This window comes from Streptomyces sp. adm13(2018), from assembly GCF_008042145.1.
Classification (GTDB): domain Bacteria; phylum Actinomycetota; class Actinomycetes; order Streptomycetales; family Streptomycetaceae; genus Streptomyces.
In genome coordinates, this window is record NZ_RDBH01000141.1 from 271,487 (window position 1) to 291,596 (window position 20,110).

A 20,110-nucleotide genomic window follows, 5' to 3' on the forward strand; every position below is an offset into this window, starting at 1 on the left:
CCCCCTGGTCGCCGCCGCGCGCACGCCCCGCCGGTGGCCCCTGTCTCTCAGCCGTCCCGCCCGAAACGCCGTACACCCGGTACGAGCGCCGTGCCGAGGCAGCAGCCGCCGACCGCCAGCGCGGCGGCGACCAGGGGGACTTCGGGGCCCCAGGCGGCGGCCGCGAGCGGTGCCAGCGCGTACCCCAGGGGCATCGAGGCGAGGGAGAGCAGCCAGTCGTACGAGGTGACCCGGGCCAGCGCGTGGGCGGGCACCGCCCGTTGGACGGCGGTCTGCCAGACCGGCGAGAGGAAGCCGAGGCCGGCCTGCGCGAGGCCGTAGGCCGCGATCGTCAGCGGCGCGGGCGCGGCGAGCGCCAACAGGACCAGGGGGAGCGCGTACGTGGCGAGCCCGAGGTTGGCCGTGAGCACGGGCCGGCGGGGGGTGGCGCGGTCGGCGAGCAGCGCGCCGAGGAGGAAGCCGACGGCGCCGACCTGGAGCAGGACGACCCAGGTGGTGCCGCCGCCGAGCCGCTGCACGGCGACGGCGGGCCCGAGGGTCATGAGGACGGCCGCGGCGCCGTTCCACGCGCTGTGGCCGATCAGGCTGGTCCAGTACCAGTCCCGGGAGCGCACCTCCTGCCAGCCCTCCGCCAGATCGGCGCGGAGCGAGCGGCGCGGGATCGGCACCCGCTTCACCCGGACCGCCGTCAGGAGGAGCGCGCTGAGGGCGAAGGTCGCCGCGTCGAGGACGAACGCCCAGCCGGGGCCCACGGTCAGGACGAGGGTGCCGGCGAGGGCCGGGCCGCCGAGCCGGGCGGCGCTGCGGGCGACGCTCATCGCGGCGTTGGCCCGGTGCAGCGACCCGGCCGCCACCGTGCCCTTCACCAGCGGCGCGTCGGTCGGCATGGCGAAGGCCCCGGCCGCGCCGCCGAGCGCCTCGGACACCGCGAGGACGGCCAGGCTGGGGGTACCGCCCAGGAGCTGGATGCCGACGATCAGCTGGGTGATGCAGCGCACGAGGTCCGTGGTGAGGGCGACCGTGCGGGCGTCGAACCGGTCGCCGATCACGCCGCCGAGCGGCAGCAGGAGCAGCTTGGGCACCATCGCGCAGCCGAGGACCAGGGCGAGCGCCGCGGTGGAGCCGGTGGCCTCCAGGACGGCGAGGGCGAGGGCGGCCGGGATGGCGGCGTCGCCGAGGAGGGAGAGGGTGCGGCCGGTGAAGAGCAGCCGGAAAGAGCGGTTGCGCAGCGGGTGCGGGGCGGGTGGGGGAGCCGTGGCGGTCGCAGCGGTCATGGCCCGCACAGTATTTCGCTACCGAATAATTCGTCAACGAAATACTTACGCCTCCGTCCCGGGTGGACCGCCGCCGCCCGACGTACGATCGGCCCATGGCGCACCCCGAGGAACCGCGTACTCCGAGCGAGACGAGTGCCGCGCGCGACTGGACCGACGAGCACGTCGCCCGGTGGCAGCCCGTCCTGCCCGGCCTCGACCCCGTCGTGGAGGGCGCCGTCACCCGGATGAAGAAGCTCTCGGTGCACTTCCGCCGGGTCAGGGAGCAGTCGCTCGTCGACTTCGACCTGGAGCGCCACGAGTTCGACACCCTGCACAAGATCGCCGGCCGGGGCGGCAGCGCCGCGCCCTCCGAGCTCGCCGAGGACCTCGACCTCGCGCCCGCCTCCGTCTCCGGGCGCCTCGAAGCCCTGGAGAAGCGCGGCTTCATCCGCCGTACGCAGTCCACCACCGACCGGCGCCGGGTCGTCGTCGAGCTGACCGCCGCCGGCCGTGAGACCTGGCTGGGCGCGATGGACGTCCTCGGGCACGAGGAGTACCGCCTGCTCGGCGTGCTCTCCCCGGAGGAGCGTGCCCTCCTCAACGGCATGCTGCGGCGCGTCATGGTCGAGGCGGAGTCGAGCCACCCGACCCGCCACTGGTAGACACACCGCCGCACCCCCGACACGGCGAAGGGGCGCCCCGGGGCGCCCCTCCATCGGTGTGTCGGCCGGTCACATGCTGAGCGACCGGGCGTAGTTCAGCTGGCCCATCACCCAGTGGATGGTGTCCGGGCCGCGCGCCGGGATCATCGTCGCGTGGTGCTTGCCGCCGCTGGTCACCGTGACCTGGATGAAGCCGGTGGTCGTCTTCTCCTTCATCAGCAGGAACAGCAGGCCGAGCAGGCAGAAGATGAAGAAGACGACCGCGAGCACGATCGCGACCGTGGGCATCTTCTCCTCGGTCCGCGACATGTCCATCGCGTTCCACACCGAGCCCTTGAGCGGCATCGGGCCGGCCGGCGTGATGATCTGGTCGCCGACCACGGTGATGTCACCGAGGCTCAGCAGCGGCGCCCCGCCGCCCTGCGGGACCCCGGGCACCTGCTGCGGCGGCACCGGCACACCGGCCGGCAGGGTCGGCTGGTACGACGGAGGGTGCGGGTACCCGTAGGCGGGCTGTCCCGGCTGCTGCTGCCCGGGGCCCCACTCGTACTCCTCCGACCGGTAAGGGTTCGGCTCGCTCATCAGTCCCCGTCCTCCACAAAGAAAAAGCCCGCTCCTGCACGCCGCAGCGTACAGAAGCGGGCCGAAGCACCGAACCGGGAGCCGGAAACCCGGCCCCCGGAACACCGGTGATCAGAAGCGACGCGTGATCAGCGCGCGCTTCACTTCCTGGATCGCCTTCGTGACCTCGATGCCACGCGGGCAGGCGTCCGTGCAGTTGAACGTCGTGCGGCAGCGCCACACGCCGTCCTTGTCGTTCAGGATCTCCAGGCGCTGCTCACCGGCCTCGTCGCGCGAGTCGAAGATGAAGCGGTGCGCGTTGACGATCGCGGCCGGACCGAAGTACTGGCCGTCGTTCCAGAAGACCGGGCAGGACGACGTGCACGCGGCGCACAGGATGCACTTGGTGGTGTCGTCGAAGCGCTCGCGGTCCTCGGCGGACTGCAGGCGCTCGCGGGTCGGCTCGTTGCCCTTGGTGACCAGGAACGGCATGACGTCCCGGTACGCCTGGAAGAACGGCTCCATGTCGACCACGAGGTCCTTGAGGACCGTGAGGCCCTTGATGGCCTCGACCGTGATCGGCTTCTCGGGGTTGATGTCCTTGATCAGCGTCTTGCAGGCGAGCCTGTTCTTGCCGTTGATCCGCATCGCGTCCGAGCCGCAGATGCCGTGCGCGCACGAGCGACGGAAGGTCAGTGTGCCGTCGACGTCCCACTTGATCTTGTGGAGGGCGTCGAGCACACGCTCCTTCGGGTCGATCTCGATCTGGAAGTCCTCCCAGACCGACGCGTCCGACACCTCGGGGTTGAAGCGGCGGATCCGCATCGTGACCGTGATGTACGGGGAGGCGGCGGAATCCGCCTCGACCTTGTCCAGTACGGGGGTAGCCATCAGTACTTACGCTCCATCGGCTGGTAGCGGGTCGTCACGACAGGCTTGTAGTCGAGACGCACGGTCTCGGAGCCGTCCTCGCCGACCTCGCGGTACGCCATCGTGTGACGCATGAAGTTGACGTCGTCGCGGTTGGGGTAGTCCTCGCGGTAGTGACCGCCGCGGGACTCCTTGCGCGCCAGGGCCGAGACGGCCATGACCTCGGCCAGTTCGAGCAGGTTGCCCAGCTCGATGGCCTCCAGGAGGTCCGTGTTGAAGCGCTTGCCCTTGTCCTGGATGGACACGTTCTCGTAGCGCTCGCGCAGCTCGGCGATCTTCTCGACGGCCGTCTTGATGGTCTGCTCCGTGCGGAACACCATCACGTTGGCGTCCATCGTCTCCTGGAGCTCGCGGCGCAGGTCGGCGACCCGCTCGCTGCCCGTGGAGTTGCGCAGCTTCTCGATCTGCGCGACGACGAGGGACTCCGGGTTCTCCGGCAGCTCGACGTAGTCGTGCTTGGCGGAGTACTCGGCGGCGGCGATGCCGGAGCGCTTGCCGAACACGTTGATGTCGAGCAGCGAGTTGGTGCCGAGGCGGTTGGCGCCGTGCACCGACACGCAGGCGACCTCGCCGGCCGCGTACAGGCCCGGTACGACGGTGGTGTTGTCCGCGAGGACCTCACCCTCGACGTTGGTCGGGATGCCGCCCATGGCGTAGTGCGCGGTGGGCTGGATCGGGATCGGGTCCGTGTACGGCTCGATGCCGAGGTACGTACGGGCGAACTCGGTGATGTCCGGGAGCTTGGCGTCGAGCTGCTCCGGCGGGAGGTGCGTCAGGTCCAGGTAGACGTGGTCGCCCTCGGGACCGCAGCCGCGGCCCTCGCGGATCTCCGTGTAGATGGAGCGGGAGACGACGTCACGGGACGCGAGGTCCTTCATGACGGGCGCGTACTTCTCCATGAAGCGCTCGCCGTCCTTGTTGCGGAGGATGCCGCCCTCACCGCGGGCGCCCTCCGTCAGCAGGATGCCCATGCGCCAGATGCCCGTCGGGTGGAACTGGAAGAACTCCATGTCCTCCAGGGGCAGACCGCGGCGGTAGCAGGCGGCCTGGCCGTCACCGGTCAGGGTGTGCGCGTTGGAGGTCACCCGGAAGAACTTGCCGGTGCCGCCGGACGCGTAGATCACGGCCTTGGCCTGGAAGATGTGGATCTCGCCGGTGGCCAGCTCGTACGCGACGACGCCGGCGGACTTCCTGACGCCGTCGACCTCGGTGATCAGCTGGTCCAGGACGTAGAACTCGTTGAAGAACTCCACGCCCTCCTTGACGCAGTTCTGGTACAGCGTCTGGAGGATCATGTGGCCGGTGCGGTCCGCGGCGTAGCAGGACCGGCGGACCGGGGCCTCGCCGTGGTTGCGGGAGTGGCCGCCGAAGCGGCGCTGGTCGATGGTGCCGTTCGGGGTCCGGTTGAACGGCAGGCCCATCTTCTCCAGGTCGAGGACGGCGTCGATGGCCTCCTTCGCCAGGATCTCGGCGGCGTCCTGGTCGACCAGGTAGTCACCGCCCTTGACCGTGTCGAAGGTGTGCCACTCCCAGTTGTCCTCCTCCACGTTCGCCAGCGCGGCGGCCATGCCGCCCTGCGCGGCGCCCGTGTGGGAGCGGGTGGGGTAGAGCTTCGTGAGCACGGCGGTGCGGCTGCGCTTCGTCGACTCGATGGCGGCGCGCATGCCCGCGCCGCCGGCGCCGACGATGACGGTGTCGTACTTGTGGATCTTCATGACGTGGATTACCTCTGCCCCGTGCCTAGCGGATGTTCGGGTCGAAGGTGAAGATCACCAGCGTGCCCAGAAGGATGGTGAACACCGTGGCGGTGTACAGCAGGCCCTTGAGCCACAGGCGCGTGTTGGCCCGCTCCGCGTAGTCGTTGATGACGGTACGGAGGCCGTTGGCGCCGTGCAGCATGGCGAGCCAGAGCATCAGCAGGTCCCAGACCTGCCAGAACGGGGACGCCCAGCGGCCGGCCACGAAGGCGAAGCCGATCTTGGAGACGCCGCCGTCCAGGAAGAGCTGGATCAGCAGGTGGCCGAGGACCAGCACGACGAGGACGATGCCCGAGAGGCGCATGAAGAGCCACGCGGCCATCTCGAAGTTGCCGCGGGTCGCGCGCGGGGTCTTGCCGGTGCGCTTGCGGGGCGCCTCGATGTACGGGGCGGGGTTGTCCACGTCGTAGTGGGCGCCGCCCTCGACGGGGCCGATCGCGGCGGAGGTCGTGTCAGCAGACATGAGTGGCGTCAGCTCCCGAACAGTTCACGTGCGGCGTGGCCGAGGACGGGGTACAGGGAGCCGGCCATCAGGACGACCCAGACGCCCACGACGGTCCAGAGCATCTGCTTCTGGTAGCGCGGGCCCTTGGACCAGAAGTCCACGGCGATGACCCGGAGGCCGTTCAGCGCGTGGAAGAGGATGGCGGCGACCAGGCCGTACTCCAGAAGAGCGACGATCGGCGTCTTGTAGGTCGCGACGACCTCGTCGTACGCCTCGGGGGAGACGCGGACGAGAGCGGTGTCCAGCACGTGTACGAACAGGAAGAAGAAGATGAGGACGCCGGTGACTCGATGAGCCACCCAGCTCCACATTCCTTCCCGGCCGCGGTACAGCGTTCCAGCCGGCACGGAAAAACCCTCCGGGAGCGGGGATCGGGGTCGGCCGGCTTCTCTGTCGGTCTGACCCGGCCGGGTACGGTCCACCGGCCCCGGTCATCGTAGCGACGACTTGTCGGTTCGTTCGCGCGGGGTCCATCGGTGTGATCAAACAGGCACGGACGGACTATCGCACGGGCTGGAATCGCCGTATTCCGGACGAATTCACGGCCCGGAGTGTCGCGCCGTGAGGGGTTCCGTGAGCCGGAACGCCAGCCGGGCCCGGGCGAGCCGCCTGAGTTCGTCGGCGGCGACCACGCGTTCTTCCTCAGGTTCGTTGCCGAGACGTGACCGAATGCCTGCCAATACCTGGTCCAGACGCTCTCCGGGTCTTACTCCGTCCAGGCTGATCACGAACGCGTGTCCGAAGCTGCTCTCGTACGCGGCGTGGGCGGCCCGCAGCGCGGTCCGCGCGGCCGGCGGCGCGTCGGGGTGCGGCGCCACCGAGGACTCGGCGGCCAGCGCCCCGTCGAGGTCGGCGCGGGACAGGTCGTACCCGGCCTCGTCGGCGGCGGCGAGCAGCGCGTCGACCGTGGGGTACGGGCGGTGCGCCGCCACCCGTTCGGCCCAGCGGAGGCTGTGGCAGCAGGACAGGAGCAGGGCCGCGGCCTCGGCGGGCGAGGCCGCGTTGAAGCCCGCGAGACCGCGGACGGCGGGGCCCTGGTTCTGGGCGGGTATGGCAGGCGTGTCCGTGGAGCCCGGCTTGCGGCAGGGGACGTGGGTGTCGCTGGTCAGCGTGGGCTCCGGTACTCCGGGACGGGTGGGGCGATCCGCGTGAGGGGCGGGCGCGATGAGGTGGGTGTGACACAACGTTATCGACGGGACGAGGGAAGTGTCCGACGGATGCGCGATTTTCACCCGGAAGGGAGAGTTTAAGAACAGGTGATGGACGGACGCGTTCCGCTCGCCGGGGCGGCGGTCGGCGGTCGGCTGGTCGCCAGGCCCCCGGGTCGGCGAGTCGCCGGGTCGCCGGTCGCCGGGCTTCCGGGGCGGCGAGTCCCCCGATTGGCCGGACCGCCTCGGGTGCGGGAGGATTCCGAATGATGCGGTACCCCATACGAGGGCCCCACAAGGGCCCCGCACTCCTGGCGACGGCGGTGGCACTGGCCACCGTGGCGGCCTGTTCCGGCGGATCTCCGGCCGGTTCGGGCCCGTCCTCCTCCGGCACCGCCCCCGGAGCGTCCGCGAGCTCCGCGCCCACCAGCGCGGCGCCCAGCCCGACGCCCACGCCGACCCGTACCTATCCCCTCTCCGCCGCGCCCCGCACGGTCCCCGCGGTCCGCGACCACGAGGACGCCCGCGGACCGGGCTGGAAGCCCGCCGCCCCCGCCGGGATCGTCGTCGCGGCGAACAGCCCGGGCCTCGCCGACGAGGGGAGACTCCTCGCCGGAGAACTCGGCCTCCCCTACCGCGGCACCGTCGCCGCCGGGCCCGGGGACGTCGAACTGGCCCTGGGTGGGACCGGCGCCCGCGAGTCGTACACCCTGACCGTGCGCGACGGCCGGGTCCGGATCACCGGCCCCGACGAGGCCGGCGTCTTCTACGGGACCCGCACCCTCAAGCAGTCCGTCAAGGGCACCGGCGCGATGCCCGAGGGCGTGGTCACCGACGCCCCCGCCAAGCCCCAGCGCGGCCTGAACGTCGACATCGCCCGGAAGTTCTTCACCGCCGGCTGGATCGAGGACCGGCTGCGGGAGATGGCCGACCTCAAGCTCAACCAGTTCGGTCTGCACTTCTCCGACGACCAGGGCTTCCGGATCGCCTCGGACTCGCACCCCGAGATCGTCTCCGCCCAGCACCTCAGCAAGGCCGAGGTGCGCCGGATCCTCGCCCTCGCGCAGAGCCTGCACATCACCGTCGTGCCCGAGATCGACTCGCCCGGACACCTCGGCGCCGTCCTGCGCGCCCACCCCGACCTCCAGCTGCGCAACGTGCAGGGAGTCCCGCGGCAGGGCGCCATCGACATCTCGAAGCCGGGCTCCGCCGCGATCGTCGACGACCTGCTGCGCGAGTACTCCCAGCTCTTCCCCGGCGGCTGGTTCCACGTCGGCGCCGACGAGTACCAGGCGCTGACCGTCCGCAGCCCCGCCGCCTCCTACCCGCAGCTCGCCACGGCGGCCCGGCAGAAGTACGGTCCCCAGGCCGGCGTCCAGGACCTCGCCGAGGGCTGGCTGAACGACCGGGCCGCCGTCGTGCGCAAGGCCGGGAAGACCGCCAAGGCGTGGAACGACGGCTTCTTCCGCGGCGGCGTCGTCACGGCGGACCAGGGCATCGAGGTCGAGTACTGGACGGGCAAGGAGATCGGCGCCCGCCCGCCCGCGGAGTACCTGGCCGAGGGCCGCAAGGTCGTGAACCTGAACGACGAGTACCTCTACTACGTGCTCGGTGAGCCGAACGACTTCACGTACCCCACGGGCCGCCGGATCTACGAGCAGTGGACGCCCCGGGTACTGCGCGGCACGACACCGGTCGCCGCCCGGTACGACGCCCAGATCCTGGGCGGCCGGTTCGCGGTCTGGTGCGACCTGGCGGGGGCCCAGACGCCGGCGCAGGTGGCGAACGGCATCCGCATGCCGCTGACGGCGACGGCGCAGAAGCTGTGGGACGCGAGGACGCCGACGCTCACCTGGGACCAGTTCCGGACCCTGGCGACGCAGGTACGCGGCTGACCCGGAGCTGCCAGCATTCTGCTGGCAGTGCGACTAAAGTTGTCGCATGGCCACTCTCTACGTACGCGACCTGTCCGAGGAAGCGCTGACCGAGCTGAAGATAAGGGCCGCGCGCAACCGGCAGTCCCTCCAGGCGTACGCCCGGACCCTGCTGGAGCAGGAAGCGGCGACGCCGTCGCTCGAGGACGTGCTCGCCCGTGTCGAGGAGCGGGCCACGGCCCGCCTGGAGACGGGTGACGTGCTCGACGAGATCGACCGGGGAAGGCGGCGCGAGTGATCGTCGTGGACGCCGGCGCGCTCGTCATGCTGCTGGCCGACGCCGGTGCCGTCGGCGCCGCGCTGCGGGAACGGGTGAAGGGGGAGCGCCTGCTCGCCCCGTATCTCGTCGACGTCGAGGTGACCTCGGCCCTCCTGGGCCGTCATCGGGGCGGCAAGCTCACCACCCGTGAGCTCGACGACGCCTGCGCGGCCTTCGCCGAACTGCCGCTGCGCAGATCGGAGCACCTCCCGCTGCTGCCCCGGGTGCGCGAGTTGTACGCGAACCTCACCGCCCACGACGCGACGTACGTGACGCTGGCGGAGGGGTACGGCGTCCCGTTGGTGACCAGCGACGGCCGGATCCGCGACGGCGCACGGGCCACCGGTGCGAAGTGCCCGGTCGAGGTCTTCAACGAGAAGTCCCTCGGACTGCGGTAGAACCCTAGGCAACGTCCGGGGGCCACTGGCATGATTCCGGCCGCGCAGTGACGAAAAAGCGCCTCTTGGCGCAGTAGGGGACGTACTGCGTCCATATCGGGTCGGGTGGCAAGGAGGCGTCCATGACGTCGGTGACGGGCCGGAGCCTGCTGGAACTGATCGACGGGGCCGACGAGCGGGGCCTGGCCGCGGCCGGTCTCGCCTGCCTCGACCGCTGCCTGCCGTTGCTCGCCGGTGACCTCGGGGACGCCCTGCGCCCCGTGTGGGCCGCCGTCGCCCGCGGTGACGGCGAGGCCTGGGGCGAGGCCGTCGCGAAGGCCCGGGTCGCGCTGGACGCGGAGCCGGCCGCCGGCGCCGCCGCCGAGGAGGTCCGCGCCATGCTCGCCCTCGCCCCGGCGGACTGGACGGACGAGGCCCTGCGCGGCTGGGCCGCCGCCTGCTCCCTCACCGCCCTCGCCCTGCACGGCCGCTACGACGCGGCCGAGGTGCCCACCGGTCTGGTCGAGCGCTGCCGGGCCGGCGACGCGGACGGCGCGGGCCCGCTGCTGGCGGGGGAGCTCCGCCGCCAGCAGGCCGTCCTCGACTCGGTGGCCCACGGCCCGACCGGTCTGCGCCGGGCCCGCGAACTCTCCGTCGAGGGCGGCCGGGTCCTGCGCGCGGTCGTCTCCCGCCGCGCCCGCACCGCCTGAGGCCCGAGGCCCGACCTAGGCAGGCTCTTCCGGGGCGGGGGCCCGGACCGTCAGGGACGCGACCGCCTCGGAGATCTCCCGCTCGGCCGTCGCCTTGTCGAGGCCGAGGCCGGTCAGGACGCCCGTCCCGTCCTCGTGCTCCAGGAGCGCCAGCAGGATGTGCTCGGTGCCGACGTAGTTGTGCCCGAGGCGCAGCGCCTCGCGGAACGTCAGCTCCAGGACCTTCTTCGCCGCCGCGTCGTACGGGACGAGGGTGGGCGGCTCGTCGACGGCGGGCGGCAGGGTCGCGGCGGCGGCCTCGCGGACCCGGTCGAGGGACACGCCCCGCGACGTGATCCAGTGCGCCGCGAGCCCCTCGGGCTCGGCGAGCAGGCCCAGCGCCAGGTGGGCGGTGGTGATCTCGCCGTTGCCGACGGCCGTGGCCTCGTTCTGGGAGGCCATCACCACGTTCCGGGCGCGTGGGGTGAAGCGGTTGAACCCGGCGTTCGGGTCCATCTTCTCGGCGTCGGGGTCCTTGGGGACGAAGCGCTTCTGGGCGGCCTGGCGGGTGACGCCCATGCTGCGGCCGATGTCGGTCCAGGAGGCGCCGGAGCGCCGGGCCTGGTCCACGAAGTGGCCGATGAGGTGGTCGGCGACGTCGCCGAGGTGGTCCGCCGCCATGACGGCACCGGAGAGCTGTTCGAGCGCGTCGGGGTGGACCTTCTTGATCGCTTCGATGAGTTCGTCGAGGCGGACGGGGACCTTCGGTGCGACTGGATGCGTCATGAGGCAACCCTAGGTTGACACTCGAGAGGTGTCAACGGTCGGTTGACACCCGGCGCATCCGGGTCGGGAATCCGAGGGGGTCGAGAGGTTCGGTGGGGGCCGAGAGGTCCGGGGGAAAGGGAGACGGCCGGGGTCGCCACCCCCCACAGGAGAGACCCCGGCCGTCGTCCACGGGGCCGCAGCACGGCTCCGTACTCCATTCAGCGCCGGGGGTGCGCTTTATGTCACACCGCGTCCGCGTCGTGGACGCCCCGGGCACCACCGCCCGAAGGTTGCAAGTTGTACAAAGAGCCCGGACCGCGTGGACGCGGCGCGGCGACACGACGTAGCGTGCAGTTGCGCGAGGCAGCGTGGCGGTGGTGACCAGCCGCGATGAAGCGACGACGCGACGACGAACAGGGTTTGGGGAGTGCTGGGGGACGACGCGGAGCTGACGGCCGCGGTGCTCGCTGCGCAGAACGGGGACGAGAACGCCTTCCGTACTGTGTATCGCGCCGTGCATCCACGGTTGCTCGGCTACATACGCACGCTGGTCGGCGACACCGAGGCGGAGGACGTCGCCTCGGAGGCCTGGCTGCAGATAGCCCGTGACCTCGACCGCTTCGACGGCGACGCCGACCGCTTCCGCGGCTGGGCCGCCCGGATCGCCCGGAACCGCGCCCTCGACCACGTCCGCATGCGCGGCCGCCGCCCCGCCGTCGGCGCGGACGAGACCGAGCTGACCGACAAGGCGGCCGCGTCCGACACCGCCGGCGAGGCCCTGGAGGCGCTGGCCACCGGCCACACCATGCAGCTGATCGCCCAGCTCCCGCAGGACCAGGCCGAGGCCGTCGTCCTCCGGGTCGTCGTCGGACTCGACGCCAAGACCGCCGCCGACACCCTGGGTAAACGCCCCGGAGCCGTCCGCACCGCGGCCCACCGCGGCCTCAAGAAACTGGCCGAACTCCTCGGCGTCGACGGCGACACGGCCGGCGCCGACGAAGCCGGCGAGGCACTCGTCCCCCTGGACGGCGTGCCTCCGCAACGCGGCCGCGTACCGGGGTCCGTGGCCCCCGGCGGTGTGACGCAATCACGTCCGCGTACGCAGAAGGACATGTGATGGCCGACGAGCGGTACCAGTGGCTCGACCAGGAGACCGCGGAGCGGCTGCTCCGCGGCGAGCCGGTCGACGCCGACGACGACCGTGCGTGCTCCGGGGCGAAGCGCCTGGCCGAAGCCCTCGACGCGGCCCGCCCCCCGGCCGCGCCGCCGGCCGCCCGCGCCGACCTCCCGGGCGAGGCCGCCGCGCTCGCCGCCTTCCGCGCCGCCCACGCCGAACGCGCCGCGTCCGCCGCCGGTCCCGCCGGCACCGCGGGCCGCACCGAACGCGCCGAACTCGGCGGGGTGCGCCTCGCCCCCGTGCCCGTCCGACGCCCCCGCTGGGGACGCTCCCTCCGGTACGGAATCGCCGCCGCGGTCACCGCCGTCACCGTCGGAGGGGTCGCCGTAGCCGCCGGAACAGGTGTGCTGCCCATGGTGGGCCCCGCGCCCGCCAGCTCCGTCACGGCCGGGGAGAACGCCGACCCGCTCGTCTCCGAGGACCCGGGCATACGCACGGACCCCGCGACGCCCACGACGGAACCCGAGACCCCCGACCGCACGCCCGACGCGCCCCCGACGCCCGGCACCGAGACCCCTCCGCCGAACGGCGAGGCCACCGGCGATCCCGGCACGGACACCCGCGACCCCGGCACCCCGAAGCCCGGCCGCAGCAGCGCGGGCACCGGCACGGACCGCGGCGGACCCGACCGCGATCCGGACGCCACGAACAGCGGCGGCACCCTGAACGGCGGCACCGGCGGCGACCCGAACGGCACCGGCTCCCGCGACAAGATCATCAAGGCCTGCCGGGACTTCCGCTCGGGCAAGCTCGACGCCTCCGGCCGCAAGGGCCTCGCCGGCATCCTCCGCAACGGCGACACCCTGCGCCGCTACTGCGACCGCCTCCTCGGCACCGGCACGAACGGCCCCGACGGCGGCGGCTCGGGCGGCTCGGGCGGCTCGCGCGACGACTCCAAGGACCACTCCAAGGACGACGACTCCAAGGACGAATCCAAGGGCGGCGGAAACGGCGACGGGCGCCACGGCGGCCGCGGCGACGGCGGCTGGGGCGGCCGCGGCACCCACCGCTCCGCGGGCCTCGACGTCGCCGGACTCACCGCCTCGCTGCCCCCCGGAATCGGCGTCGACGCCGGCCTCCCGCTCCCGGTGTAACACTTCTGGACACCACGGCGCAGTACTGAGTGAGCCGACTGGTCATCGGCAGCGCAGTGAGCCGGGGTTCCCCCCGTACCTACGGCTCCGCGCACATGGCGCGGGTGGGACACGTTCCCCCGGTCCCACCCGCGCCCTCTCCCTCTTCCCCTCGGAGACGCCCGCGGACGTCCCGCCGGGTCACCAGTGGACGACGACCTTGTCGCCGACCTTCACCTGGTCGAACAGGGTCGTGAGCTTGGCCCGGTCCCGGACGTTGACGCAGCCGTGCGAGCCCCCGTTGTAGCCCCGGGCCGCGAAGTCGGACGAGTAGTGCACCGCCTGGCCCCGGCTGAAGTACATCGAGAGCGGCATCGGCGTGTGGTACAGCCGCGACCAGTCCTGCCGGACCTTCCGCTCCACCGTGAAGACGCCCTCGCGGGTCGGGGTGTTCTCCGAACCGAAGCGGACGTCCATCGACGAGACGACCTTGCCGTCGATCATCCAGGCCAGGGTCCGGCTCTCCTTGCTGATGCACAGCACCCGGCCGGTGGTGCACCGCGGGTCGGGGGTGTCCAGCTCGTTGGTCGTCGCGGGCTTCAGCTCGTCGGCGGTCGGCTTCCGGCTCGCGCCGAGCAGCTGCTGCCAGGTCGTCTCGTCGACCGAACCCGTCCGGGGAAGCTCCTGCTTCCGCTGGAAGGCCTTGACCGCCCCGGCCGTCATCGTCCCGTAGAAGCCGGTGGGCGCCCGGTCGAAGTGGTCGAGCTGCCGGAGCCGCGCCTGGAGCTCGCGCACCTGCTCGCTCTCGTCCCCGTCACCCATCAGCACCTGCGCGCCCGCCGTCCCCGAGGGCGTGTCCGAGGGGGTTTCCGAAGGCGTTCCCGAGGGCGCCTCCGTCGGCGCGTCCGTGCTGCCGGACGGGGACGGCGGCTTGCCGTCCCCGGTCGGGGCGTCGGTCGGCGACCCGCTCACGGTCGGCGCGGAGGCCGAGCCGGAGGGGGTCCCCGAGCCGCCTCCCGAGCCGGTCGTCTGGGCCGTGCAGCCCGCGGCGAGTGCCACCGCGGCCGCTGCCAGGACCGCTCTGCGTATGACGGAAGAAGACCGCTTCATTCTGTGCCCCCGGGACGTTGCGTGTTGTACCTAGTGATGCGCCCCGCGCGTGTGCGGTTGCGCGCGAAGGTCACGATCCGCGCATGCTGTGGGGAGGGGTCGTACGCAGCGGAAGGCACAGCCCATGACGCGCGAGTCGGAGTCGGGACTGCCCATCGAGCCGGTCTACGGGCCGGAGGCCCTGGCGGGCTGGGATCCGGCGGAGCGCCTCGGCGAGCCGGGCGCCTACCCCTTCACCCGCGGGGTGTACCCGTCGATGTACACCGGCCGGCCGTGGACCATGCGCCAGTACGCAGGCTTCGGCACCGCGGCCGAGTCCAACGCCCGGTACAAGCAGCTCATCGCGCACGGCACCACGGGCCTGTCCGTCGCCTTCGACCTGCCCACGCAGATGGGCCACGACTCGGACGCGCCGATCGCCTCCGGCGAGGTCGGCAAGGTCGGGGTGGCCGTCGACTCGGTCGAGGACATGCGGATCCTGCTCGACGGCATCCCGCTGGACCGGGTCTCGACCTCGATGACGATCAACGCCCCCGCGGCCCTGCTGCTGCTCATGTACCAGCTCGTCGGCGAGGAGCAGGGCGTCCCCGCGGACCGGCTGACGGGCACGATCCAGAACGACGTGCTGAAGGAGTACATCGCCCGCGGCACGTACATCTTCCCGCCCAAGCCCTCCCTCCGGCTGATCGCCGACACCTTCCGGTACTGCCGGGCCGAGATCCCGAGGTGGAACACCATCTCCATCTCGGGCTACCACATGGCGGAGGCCGGGGCCTCGCCCGTGCAGGAGATCGCGTTCACCCTGGCCGACGGCATCGCGTACGTCCGGACCGCCGTCGCCGCCGGGATGGACGTGGACGACTTCGCCCCCCGGCTCTCCTTCTTCTTCGTGGCCCGCACGACGATCCTGGAGGAGGTGGCGAAGTTCCGGGCGGCCCGCAGGATCTGGGCGCGGCTCATGCGGGAGGAGTTCGGCGCGAGGAACCCCAGGTCCCTGATGCTCCGCTTCCACACCCAGACCGCGGGCGTGCAGCTGACCGCCCAGCAGCCCGAGGTCAACCTGGTCCGCGTCGCCGTGCAGGGCCTCGCCGCCGTGCTCGGCGGGACGCAGTCCCTGCACACCAACTCCTTCGACGAGGCGATCGCCCTCCCGACCGACACGTCCGCCCGGCTGGCCCTGCGCACCCAGCAGGTCCTGGCGTACGAGACGGACGTGACCGCGACCGTGGACCCGTTCGCCGGCTCGTACGTCGTGGAGCGGATGACCGACGACATCGAGACCGCGGTCCTGGAGCTGATGGAACGGGTCGAGCACATGGGCGGCGCGGTCGGCGCGATCGAGCGCGGCTTCCAGAAGGGCGAGATCGAACGCTCGGCGTACCGCGTCGCGCGCGAGACCGACAGCGGGGAGCGGGTCGTCGTCGGCGTCAACCGCTTCACGGTGGACGCCGAGGAGCCGTACGAGCCGCTGCGCGTGGACCCGGAGATCGAGGCGCAGCAGGCCGCGCGGCTCGCCGCCCTGCGGGCCGGGCGCGACGGGGCGGCGGTGGACGCGGCCCTCGCGGAGCTGCGGAGGGCGGCCGCGGGGACGGACAACGTCCTCCCTCCGATGAAGGAGGCCCTCAGGGCCCGCGCCACCGTCGGCGAGGTCTGCGACGCGCTGCGGCAGGTCTGGGGGACGTACGTCCCGGCCGACGCCTTCTGATCTTCCGCGATGCGAAACACCCGGGCGGTGACCCGTACCGGCATGCGACACTCCGCTTCATGCTGGGTGTCACCGATCTTCCGACCTACCTCCTGGGCCTCGTCCTCATCATCCTCCTGCCGGGGCCGAACTCGCTGTACGTGCTGTCCGTCGCCGCCCGCAAGGGCACCCGGACCGGGTACCGGGCCGCCGCCGGCGTCTTCACCGGCGACGCGGTCCTGATGACGCTGGCCGCGCTCGGCGCGGCCTCCCTCCTCCAGACCACCCCCCTGCTCTTCATGATCGTGAAGTACGCGGGCGCGGGGTACCTGGCCTGGATGGCGTACGGCATGCTGCGCTCGGCCCGCGAGATGTGGCGCACGCGCGGCGCGGCCGCCGAGCCGGCCGACGACGGCAGCGGGCAGGAGCAGGCCGGGCCGGGGGAGAACCCGTACCGCAGGGCCCTCGTGATCAGCCTGTTCAACCCGAAGGCGATCCTCTTCCTGATCTCCTTCTTCGTGCAGTTCGTGGACCCGGCGTACGCCTACCCGGCGCTGTCGTTCCTGGTCCTGGGCACGCTCCTGGAGATCGGCAGCTTCCTCTACCTCACGATGCTGATCTTCGGCGGCACCCGCCTCGCCGCCGCGTTCCGCCGCCGCCGACGCCTCTCCGCCGGAGCCACCTCCGCGGCCGGCGCCCTCTTCCTCGGCTTCGCCGCGAAGCTCTCGCTCAGCAGCGCCGCTTGACCCTCACACCGTGTCAGGCCGTTCCGTAGGGGTCGTCATGTTCATCATCGGAGACTTCGCCCGGCACGGGCGGGTGTCGGTCCGGATGCTGCGGCACTACGACGCCATCGGACTGCTGCGCCCGGCCCGGGTCGACCCGCACACGGGATACCGCTTCTACACGGCGGACCAGCTCGCCCTGCTCAACCGCGTCATCGCGCTCAAGGAGCTCGGCTTCACCCTCGAACAGGTGAAGGCGATCCTCGACGAGCGGTTCGACGCGGACGAGCTGCGGGGGATGCTGCGGCTGCGCCAGGCCGAGCTGGAGACGGCCCTGGCGGAGGCGCGGGGGCGGCTCGCCCAGGTCGGCGCGCGGCTCCGGGCCATCGAGAGTGAGGGACGCATGTCCACCCAGGACGTCGTCGTGAAGAAGATCCCCGCCGTCCGGATCGCCGAACTGAGCGGGGTCGCCGCGAGCTTCGGCCCGCAGCACATCGGCCCGGTCATCGGGCCCCTGTACGAGGAGCTGTGCGGCCGCCTGGAGGCCGCCGGGGTCACCGGGTTCGGCCCGGGGATCGCGTACTACGAGGACGCGGGCCGGGGCGACGGCTCGGTCCTCGTGCACGCGGGCATGACCGTGCCCGAGGGGACGGCCGTGGAGGGCGTCGAGGTGCACGTGCTGCCGGGGATCGAGGAGGCGGCGACCGTCGTCCACCGAGGTTCGATGGACACGATCCTGCCGACCGCGCAGAACCTGGCCCGCTGGATCGGGGCGAACGGGTACCGGACGCGGGAGTACGCGCGCGAGCTGTACCTGGAGTGCCCGGAGGACCGCTCGCGCTGGGTGACGGAGATCCAGGAGGCGATCGTCCGCACCTGAGGGCGGGTGCCGGGCTCAGGGTGCGCGGGCCCGGGTCCCCCGCACGGGGCCCGGGCCCGCCGCTCGTCGCGGGCGGCACCTCCGGCGGAGCCGCCCGCCGGTCCGCTACCTCCGCAGTGCCCTGCGCAGCCGCAGCGCGCGCCGGGCCAGTCCGCGGACGCGGGGGTGGCGGGGGAGCGGGATGCCGCCGGGCAGGTTGAGGACGGTGAGGCGGCGGCGGGTGAAGTGGTGCCGGGTGCGTTCGGCGAACGGCCCGGACAGATGCCGTACCGCCGGTTCCCGCAGCTCCGGCCGGATCTTCGGCTGCATCGCGAAGCCGACCGCCGCGACCAGGTCGTTCAGCCGGTCCGTGGCGATCGCGGCGTCGTCCTCCGGGCCGTCCTCCAGGGGCGGCACGACGGCGTCCACGACGGTCAGCGGGATGCGGTTGCTGTTCTGGAACGGGGTGAGTCGCTCCAGCAGCTCGCGCGTCCCGACCCGGGCGACCGGCAGTCCGTAGAAGGTGTGCGCGGTGAGCAGGGCCGTGGAGAAGCAGCCGACGACGAGGGCGGGCCGCAGCTCGCGGTAGAGCACCTCGGCGAGGACCGGCCGGTCCTCCACGGTCAGCTCGGCGCCGAGCGCGGCCGCCTCCTCGGTGAGCGCCTTCGACCAGGTGTCGGGCGCCGTCGGGTGCGGCTTGAAGACGAGTCGCCGGTGGCCGCGGGCGACGGCGCCGCGCACCATCCGCAGGTGCAGCTCCTCCTCCTCGGCGGCGGTCAGCAGGTGGAGCGCCGCGAGGTACTGGCCGAGGAGCAGCGCGGGCCCGTCCCCGGCGGCGGCCGGGGCGGCGGGTCCGGCCAGTTCGTCGACGCACCGGGTGAACGCCTCCGTCGGTACGGCCTCCGGTACGGCCCCGAACTCGGCGAGCAGCAGCGGCGCGAGGCCGGGCACGAGGTCGAGGTGGAGCAGCCGGCCGACGCGTCCGCCGATCAGCGGGTCGATCTTGTTGCGGGTCGGTCCGTAGCTCATGAGGCCGTCGGCGTAGACGGTGACGGGGGCGTCGGGGAGCAGCTGGGCGATGGCGAGGGCGGGGGTGACCTGGATCGATTCCAGGGCGAGTTCGACGCGGTCGTCGCCGAGGTCCCAGATCCGGCGCAGATGGCGCTGGAGGAGCGGGAGGTCGCTGGGCCGGGGGGTCCAGCCGCCGGGGTGGAGCGGGGAGATCGTCTCGTTCCAGGAGAGGACGGAGTCGAAGCGGTCGCGGAGCCGTTCGAAGCCCTCGGCCTGGTCCAGCGGCGGGGTGGTCTCGGGCACGGCGGCGTTGTTGGTGACGAGCAGGATGCGGCGGTCGGCGGGGCCGAAGGCGCCGCTGTCCAGGGCGGCGGCGATGGTCACCGCGCCGTAGAGGGTGGAGGCGCAGAAGATCTGGGTGGTGCGGCGGGTGCTCACGCGGCCACCTCCGCGGCGGTGGGGCCGGTGGCGGTGCCCGTGCTGGTGCCGGGGCCCGTGCCCGGTGCCGGTGGCGGTGCGGGCCGGCGGCGCCGGAGCCTGCGCAGCATCGTGGCGCGGTCCCCGCCCATCGCGGTGAGGGCCTCGTCGAGGACGTCCTGCGGCATGCGGCGCAGGGCTCCCGCGCTCATCGCCTTCAGCTGTCGTGCGACGTCGGGTTCGAATCGTTCGATCGATCCGATGTGGTGGGAGATCACCGCGCAATAGGTGCGGACGGCCTTCGGGAGGAGAACTGCGGCGTCCGGGTCCTTCGCGGTCTCGTCGATCACCTGGTCGAAAGCGCGGATGAAATCCAATTGCCGGGTGTCGCCGATCTGGGTGAGCGAGGTCGCGACTCCGCGCCGGTAGAAGACGCCGAGTTCTCCGATGGCGGCGAAGGAATCGGCCTCGCGGTGCAGACGCCAGATCCAGGGCCGGTCCTCGGCGGTCCGCAGGCCGTGGGTGAAGTGCAGCAGGCCGCGGTCGAGGAGCCGCCGGTGGTAGACGCCGGCCCAGGCGTACGGGTAGTCGACCGAGGTCGTCCGGTGCGCGGGCAGGATCGCGCCGCGGGGGTCGAGGACCTCGCCGCGGCGCGGGACCGGCACGCGGCGGACGCTCCGGTTCCGGCCGGTGACGGAGACGTGGTCGGTGCGGAGGAAGTCGCAACCGAGGCCCTCGGCCGCGGCGACCAGGCGGGAGTAGTAGCCGGGGGCGAGCCAGTCGTCCCCGTCGAGGAAGGTGAGGTACTCGCCGCGGGCGGCGTCGAGGCCGGTGTTCCGGGCGGTGGCGAGGCCGCCGTTCCGTTCGTGCCGGAGCAGGACGGCCCCCGGGATCTCGCGGGCGGCCCGTTCGAGGAGGTCCGGGGTCCCGTCCGACGAGCAGTCGTCGACCAGCAGGAACTCGAAGTCCTCCCGGGCGTTGGCCCGCAGGCTGGTGAGGGTGTCGGGGGCGTATGTCTGCACGTTGAAGAACGGCACGACGACGGAGAGCTTGACCACGCGGTCGACGCTAGGCGCCGTCCCGGCCCTCCCACCGACCGCCGGGCGTCCCTTCGGTGAACACGGGGCGGCGGGGGAATTAACCGCCTTTACCGGCAGGGAGATTCGGCCTCGATCCGGCCGGTTCGCGACCCGCTTCAACGCACGGAG

The 20,110-nt window shown here is 72.4% G+C and carries 21 protein-coding genes; 10 read left to right on the forward strand and 11 right to left on the reverse strand.

Annotated elements, in window-relative coordinates; genetic code table 11:
- Nucleotides 1-47 precede the first annotated feature (47 nt).
- Entirely contained in the window at nucleotides 48-1,274 is a 1,227-nt protein-coding gene (locus tag EAO70_RS29275; protein ID WP_148005856.1) for an MFS transporter, read from the reverse strand.
- Nucleotides 1,275-1,369: 95 nt separating this feature from the next.
- Between EAO70_RS29275 and EAO70_RS29280 the strand changes: the two genes are divergently transcribed.
- Nucleotides 1,370-1,918 (forward strand): MarR family winged helix-turn-helix transcriptional regulator, encoded by a 549-nt coding sequence (locus EAO70_RS29280; RefSeq protein ID WP_148005857.1) that lies wholly within the window; start codon nucleotides 1,370-1,372, stop codon nucleotides 1,916-1,918.
- Nucleotides 1,919-1,987: 69 nt separating this feature from the next.
- Here the strand turns inward: EAO70_RS29280 and EAO70_RS29285 are convergent, their stop codons facing one another.
- The 6 genes from EAO70_RS29285 to EAO70_RS29310 form a co-directional block, all read right to left on the reverse strand.
- Nucleotides 1,988-2,500 carry a hypothetical protein gene (locus tag EAO70_RS29285; RefSeq protein WP_148005858.1) on the reverse strand — a complete coding sequence of 171 codons (513 nt, stop codon included), beginning with the start codon at nucleotides 2,498-2,500 and terminating at the stop codon, nucleotides 1,988-1,990.
- Between the two features lie 111 nt (nucleotides 2,501-2,611).
- Nucleotides 2,612-3,370 carry a succinate dehydrogenase iron-sulfur subunit gene (locus EAO70_RS29290; protein ID WP_148005859.1) on the reverse strand — a complete coding sequence of 253 codons (759 nt, stop codon included), beginning with the start codon at nucleotides 3,368-3,370 and terminating at the stop codon, nucleotides 2,612-2,614.
- Nucleotides 3,370-5,124: a succinate dehydrogenase flavoprotein subunit gene (gene sdhA, locus EAO70_RS29295; protein WP_148005860.1), complete on the reverse strand. Its 1,755-nt coding sequence runs from the start codon at nucleotides 5,122-5,124 to the stop codon at nucleotides 3,370-3,372. The genes EAO70_RS29290 and sdhA overlap by 1 nt, the downstream gene beginning before the upstream one ends.
- 25 nt (nucleotides 5,125-5,149) lie before the next feature.
- A complete protein-coding gene (locus EAO70_RS29300; protein ID WP_148005861.1) occupies nucleotides 5,150-5,629 on the reverse strand; it encodes a succinate dehydrogenase hydrophobic membrane anchor subunit in 480 nt (159 codons plus the stop codon).
- Nucleotides 5,630-5,637: 8 nt separating this feature from the next.
- Nucleotides 5,638-6,018, reverse strand: coding sequence for a succinate dehydrogenase, cytochrome b556 subunit (gene sdhC, locus EAO70_RS29305; RefSeq protein WP_148005862.1), 381 nt, complete (start codon nucleotides 6,016-6,018; stop codon nucleotides 5,638-5,640).
- Nucleotides 6,019-6,210: 192 nt separating this feature from the next.
- Nucleotides 6,211-6,780 (reverse strand): 2-oxo-4-hydroxy-4-carboxy-5-ureidoimidazoline decarboxylase, encoded by a 570-nt coding sequence (locus EAO70_RS29310; RefSeq protein WP_187284133.1) that lies wholly within the window; start codon nucleotides 6,778-6,780, stop codon nucleotides 6,211-6,213.
- Between the two features lie 305 nt (nucleotides 6,781-7,085).
- Between EAO70_RS29310 and EAO70_RS29315 the strand changes: the two genes are divergently transcribed.
- The 4 genes from EAO70_RS29315 to EAO70_RS29330 all read left to right on the forward strand — a co-directional run bounded on the left by EAO70_RS29315 (nucleotide 7,086) and on the right by EAO70_RS29330 (nucleotide 10,099).
- Entirely contained in the window at nucleotides 7,086-8,714 is a 1,629-nt protein-coding gene (locus tag EAO70_RS29315; RefSeq protein WP_148005863.1) for a beta-N-acetylhexosaminidase, read from the forward strand.
- A gap of 46 nt (nucleotides 8,715-8,760) precedes the next feature.
- Nucleotides 8,761-8,991, forward strand: a complete 231-nt coding sequence (locus tag EAO70_RS29320; protein ID WP_073910259.1) for a FitA-like ribbon-helix-helix domain-containing protein — start codon at nucleotides 8,761-8,763, stop codon at nucleotides 8,989-8,991.
- Nucleotides 8,988-9,410 (forward strand): type II toxin-antitoxin system VapC family toxin, encoded by a 423-nt coding sequence (locus EAO70_RS29325; RefSeq protein ID WP_148005864.1) that lies wholly within the window; start codon nucleotides 8,988-8,990, stop codon nucleotides 9,408-9,410. The genes EAO70_RS29320 and EAO70_RS29325 overlap by 4 nt, the downstream gene beginning before the upstream one ends.
- A gap of 122 nt (nucleotides 9,411-9,532) precedes the next feature.
- On the forward strand, nucleotides 9,533-10,099 hold the full coding sequence (locus EAO70_RS29330) for a hypothetical protein (protein ID WP_148005865.1): 567 nt from the start codon (nucleotides 9,533-9,535) through the stop codon (nucleotides 10,097-10,099).
- A gap of 15 nt (nucleotides 10,100-10,114) precedes the next feature.
- On the opposite strand, the gene EAO70_RS29335 is transcribed toward EAO70_RS29330, so the two are convergent.
- Nucleotides 10,115-10,864 (reverse strand): Clp protease N-terminal domain-containing protein, encoded by a 750-nt coding sequence (locus EAO70_RS29335; RefSeq protein WP_148005866.1) that lies wholly within the window; start codon nucleotides 10,862-10,864, stop codon nucleotides 10,115-10,117.
- Nucleotides 10,865-11,273: 409 nt separating this feature from the next.
- Between EAO70_RS29335 and EAO70_RS29340 the strand changes: the two genes are divergently transcribed.
- Both EAO70_RS29340 and EAO70_RS29345 read left to right on the forward strand, forming a co-directional pair.
- Nucleotides 11,274-11,963, forward strand: a complete 690-nt coding sequence (locus EAO70_RS29340) for an RNA polymerase sigma factor (protein ID WP_148005867.1) — start codon at nucleotides 11,274-11,276, stop codon at nucleotides 11,961-11,963.
- Complete coding sequence (locus tag EAO70_RS29345; RefSeq protein WP_148005868.1) at nucleotides 11,963-13,117, forward strand: hypothetical protein; 1,155 nt, start codon at nucleotides 11,963-11,965, stop codon at nucleotides 13,115-13,117. The genes EAO70_RS29340 and EAO70_RS29345 overlap by 1 nt, the downstream gene beginning before the upstream one ends.
- Before the next feature lie 180 nt (nucleotides 13,118-13,297).
- Here EAO70_RS29345 and EAO70_RS29350 read toward each other — a convergent pair whose 3' ends face one another.
- Nucleotides 13,298-14,206 (reverse strand): L,D-transpeptidase family protein, encoded by a 909-nt coding sequence (locus EAO70_RS29350; RefSeq protein ID WP_148005869.1) that lies wholly within the window; start codon nucleotides 14,204-14,206, stop codon nucleotides 13,298-13,300.
- A 124-nt stretch (nucleotides 14,207-14,330) separates the two neighbouring features.
- On the opposite strand from EAO70_RS29350, the gene EAO70_RS29355 reads away from it, so the two are divergent.
- From EAO70_RS29355 to EAO70_RS29365, 3 genes are read left to right on the forward strand one after another with little or no spacing between them, the layout of a single operon-like run.
- Nucleotides 14,331-15,911, forward strand: coding sequence for a methylmalonyl-CoA mutase (locus EAO70_RS29355; protein ID WP_148005870.1), 1,581 nt, complete (start codon nucleotides 14,331-14,333; stop codon nucleotides 15,909-15,911).
- A gap of 59 nt (nucleotides 15,912-15,970) precedes the next feature.
- Complete coding sequence (gene leuE, locus EAO70_RS29360; RefSeq protein ID WP_148005871.1) at nucleotides 15,971-16,636, forward strand: leucine efflux protein LeuE; 666 nt, start codon at nucleotides 15,971-15,973, stop codon at nucleotides 16,634-16,636.
- A gap of 37 nt (nucleotides 16,637-16,673) precedes the next feature.
- Nucleotides 16,674-17,495 carry a MerR family transcriptional regulator gene (locus tag EAO70_RS29365; protein WP_148005872.1) on the forward strand — a complete coding sequence of 274 codons (822 nt, stop codon included), beginning with the start codon at nucleotides 16,674-16,676 and terminating at the stop codon, nucleotides 17,493-17,495.
- 105 nt (nucleotides 17,496-17,600) lie between these two features.
- On the opposite strand, the gene EAO70_RS29370 is transcribed toward EAO70_RS29365, so the two are convergent.
- Together EAO70_RS29370 and EAO70_RS29375 are read right to left on the reverse strand one after the other, a co-directional pair.
- Entirely contained in the window at nucleotides 17,601-18,923 is a 1,323-nt protein-coding gene (locus tag EAO70_RS29370) for a polysialyltransferase family glycosyltransferase (protein WP_148005873.1), read from the reverse strand.
- Nucleotides 18,920-19,960 (reverse strand): glycosyltransferase family 2 protein, encoded by a 1,041-nt coding sequence (locus tag EAO70_RS29375; protein WP_148005874.1) that lies wholly within the window; start codon nucleotides 19,958-19,960, stop codon nucleotides 18,920-18,922. The genes EAO70_RS29370 and EAO70_RS29375 overlap by 4 nt, the downstream gene beginning before the upstream one ends.
- Nucleotides 19,961-20,110 lie beyond the last annotated feature (150 nt).

Coding starts and splice junctions, on each gene's coding strand:
- EAO70_RS29275 (WP_148005856.1), bottom strand. CDS start 1,274: ATGACCGCTGCGACCGCCACGGCTCCCCCACCCGCCCCGCACCCGCTG.
- EAO70_RS29280 (WP_148005857.1), top strand. CDS start 1,370: ATGGCGCACCCCGAGGAACCGCGTACTCCGAGCGAGACGAGTGCCGCG.
- EAO70_RS29285 (WP_148005858.1), bottom strand. CDS start 2,500: ATGAGCGAGCCGAACCCTTACCGGTCGGAGGAGTACGAGTGGGGCCCC.
- EAO70_RS29290 (WP_148005859.1), bottom strand. CDS start 3,370: ATGGCTACCCCCGTACTGGACAAGGTCGAGGCGGATTCCGCCGCCTCC.
- sdhA (WP_148005860.1), bottom strand. CDS start 5,124: ATGAAGATCCACAAGTACGACACCGTCATCGTCGGCGCCGGCGGCGCG.
- EAO70_RS29300 (WP_148005861.1), bottom strand. CDS start 5,629: ATGTCTGCTGACACGACCTCCGCCGCGATCGGCCCCGTCGAGGGCGGC.
- EAO70_RS29315 (WP_148005863.1), top strand. CDS start 7,086: ATGATGCGGTACCCCATACGAGGGCCCCACAAGGGCCCCGCACTCCTG.
- EAO70_RS29320 (WP_073910259.1), top strand. CDS start 8,761: ATGGCCACTCTCTACGTACGCGACCTGTCCGAGGAAGCGCTGACCGAG.
- EAO70_RS29330 (WP_148005865.1), top strand. CDS start 9,533: ATGACGTCGGTGACGGGCCGGAGCCTGCTGGAACTGATCGACGGGGCC.
- EAO70_RS29335 (WP_148005866.1), bottom strand. CDS start 10,864: ATGACGCATCCAGTCGCACCGAAGGTCCCCGTCCGCCTCGACGAACTC.
- EAO70_RS29345 (WP_148005868.1), top strand. CDS start 11,963: ATGGCCGACGAGCGGTACCAGTGGCTCGACCAGGAGACCGCGGAGCGG.
- EAO70_RS29350 (WP_148005869.1), bottom strand. CDS start 14,206: ATGAAGCGGTCTTCTTCCGTCATACGCAGAGCGGTCCTGGCAGCGGCC.
- EAO70_RS29355 (WP_148005870.1), top strand. CDS start 14,331: ATGACGCGCGAGTCGGAGTCGGGACTGCCCATCGAGCCGGTCTACGGG.
- leuE (WP_148005871.1), top strand. CDS start 15,971: ATGCTGGGTGTCACCGATCTTCCGACCTACCTCCTGGGCCTCGTCCTC.
- EAO70_RS29365 (WP_148005872.1), top strand. CDS start 16,674: ATGTTCATCATCGGAGACTTCGCCCGGCACGGGCGGGTGTCGGTCCGG.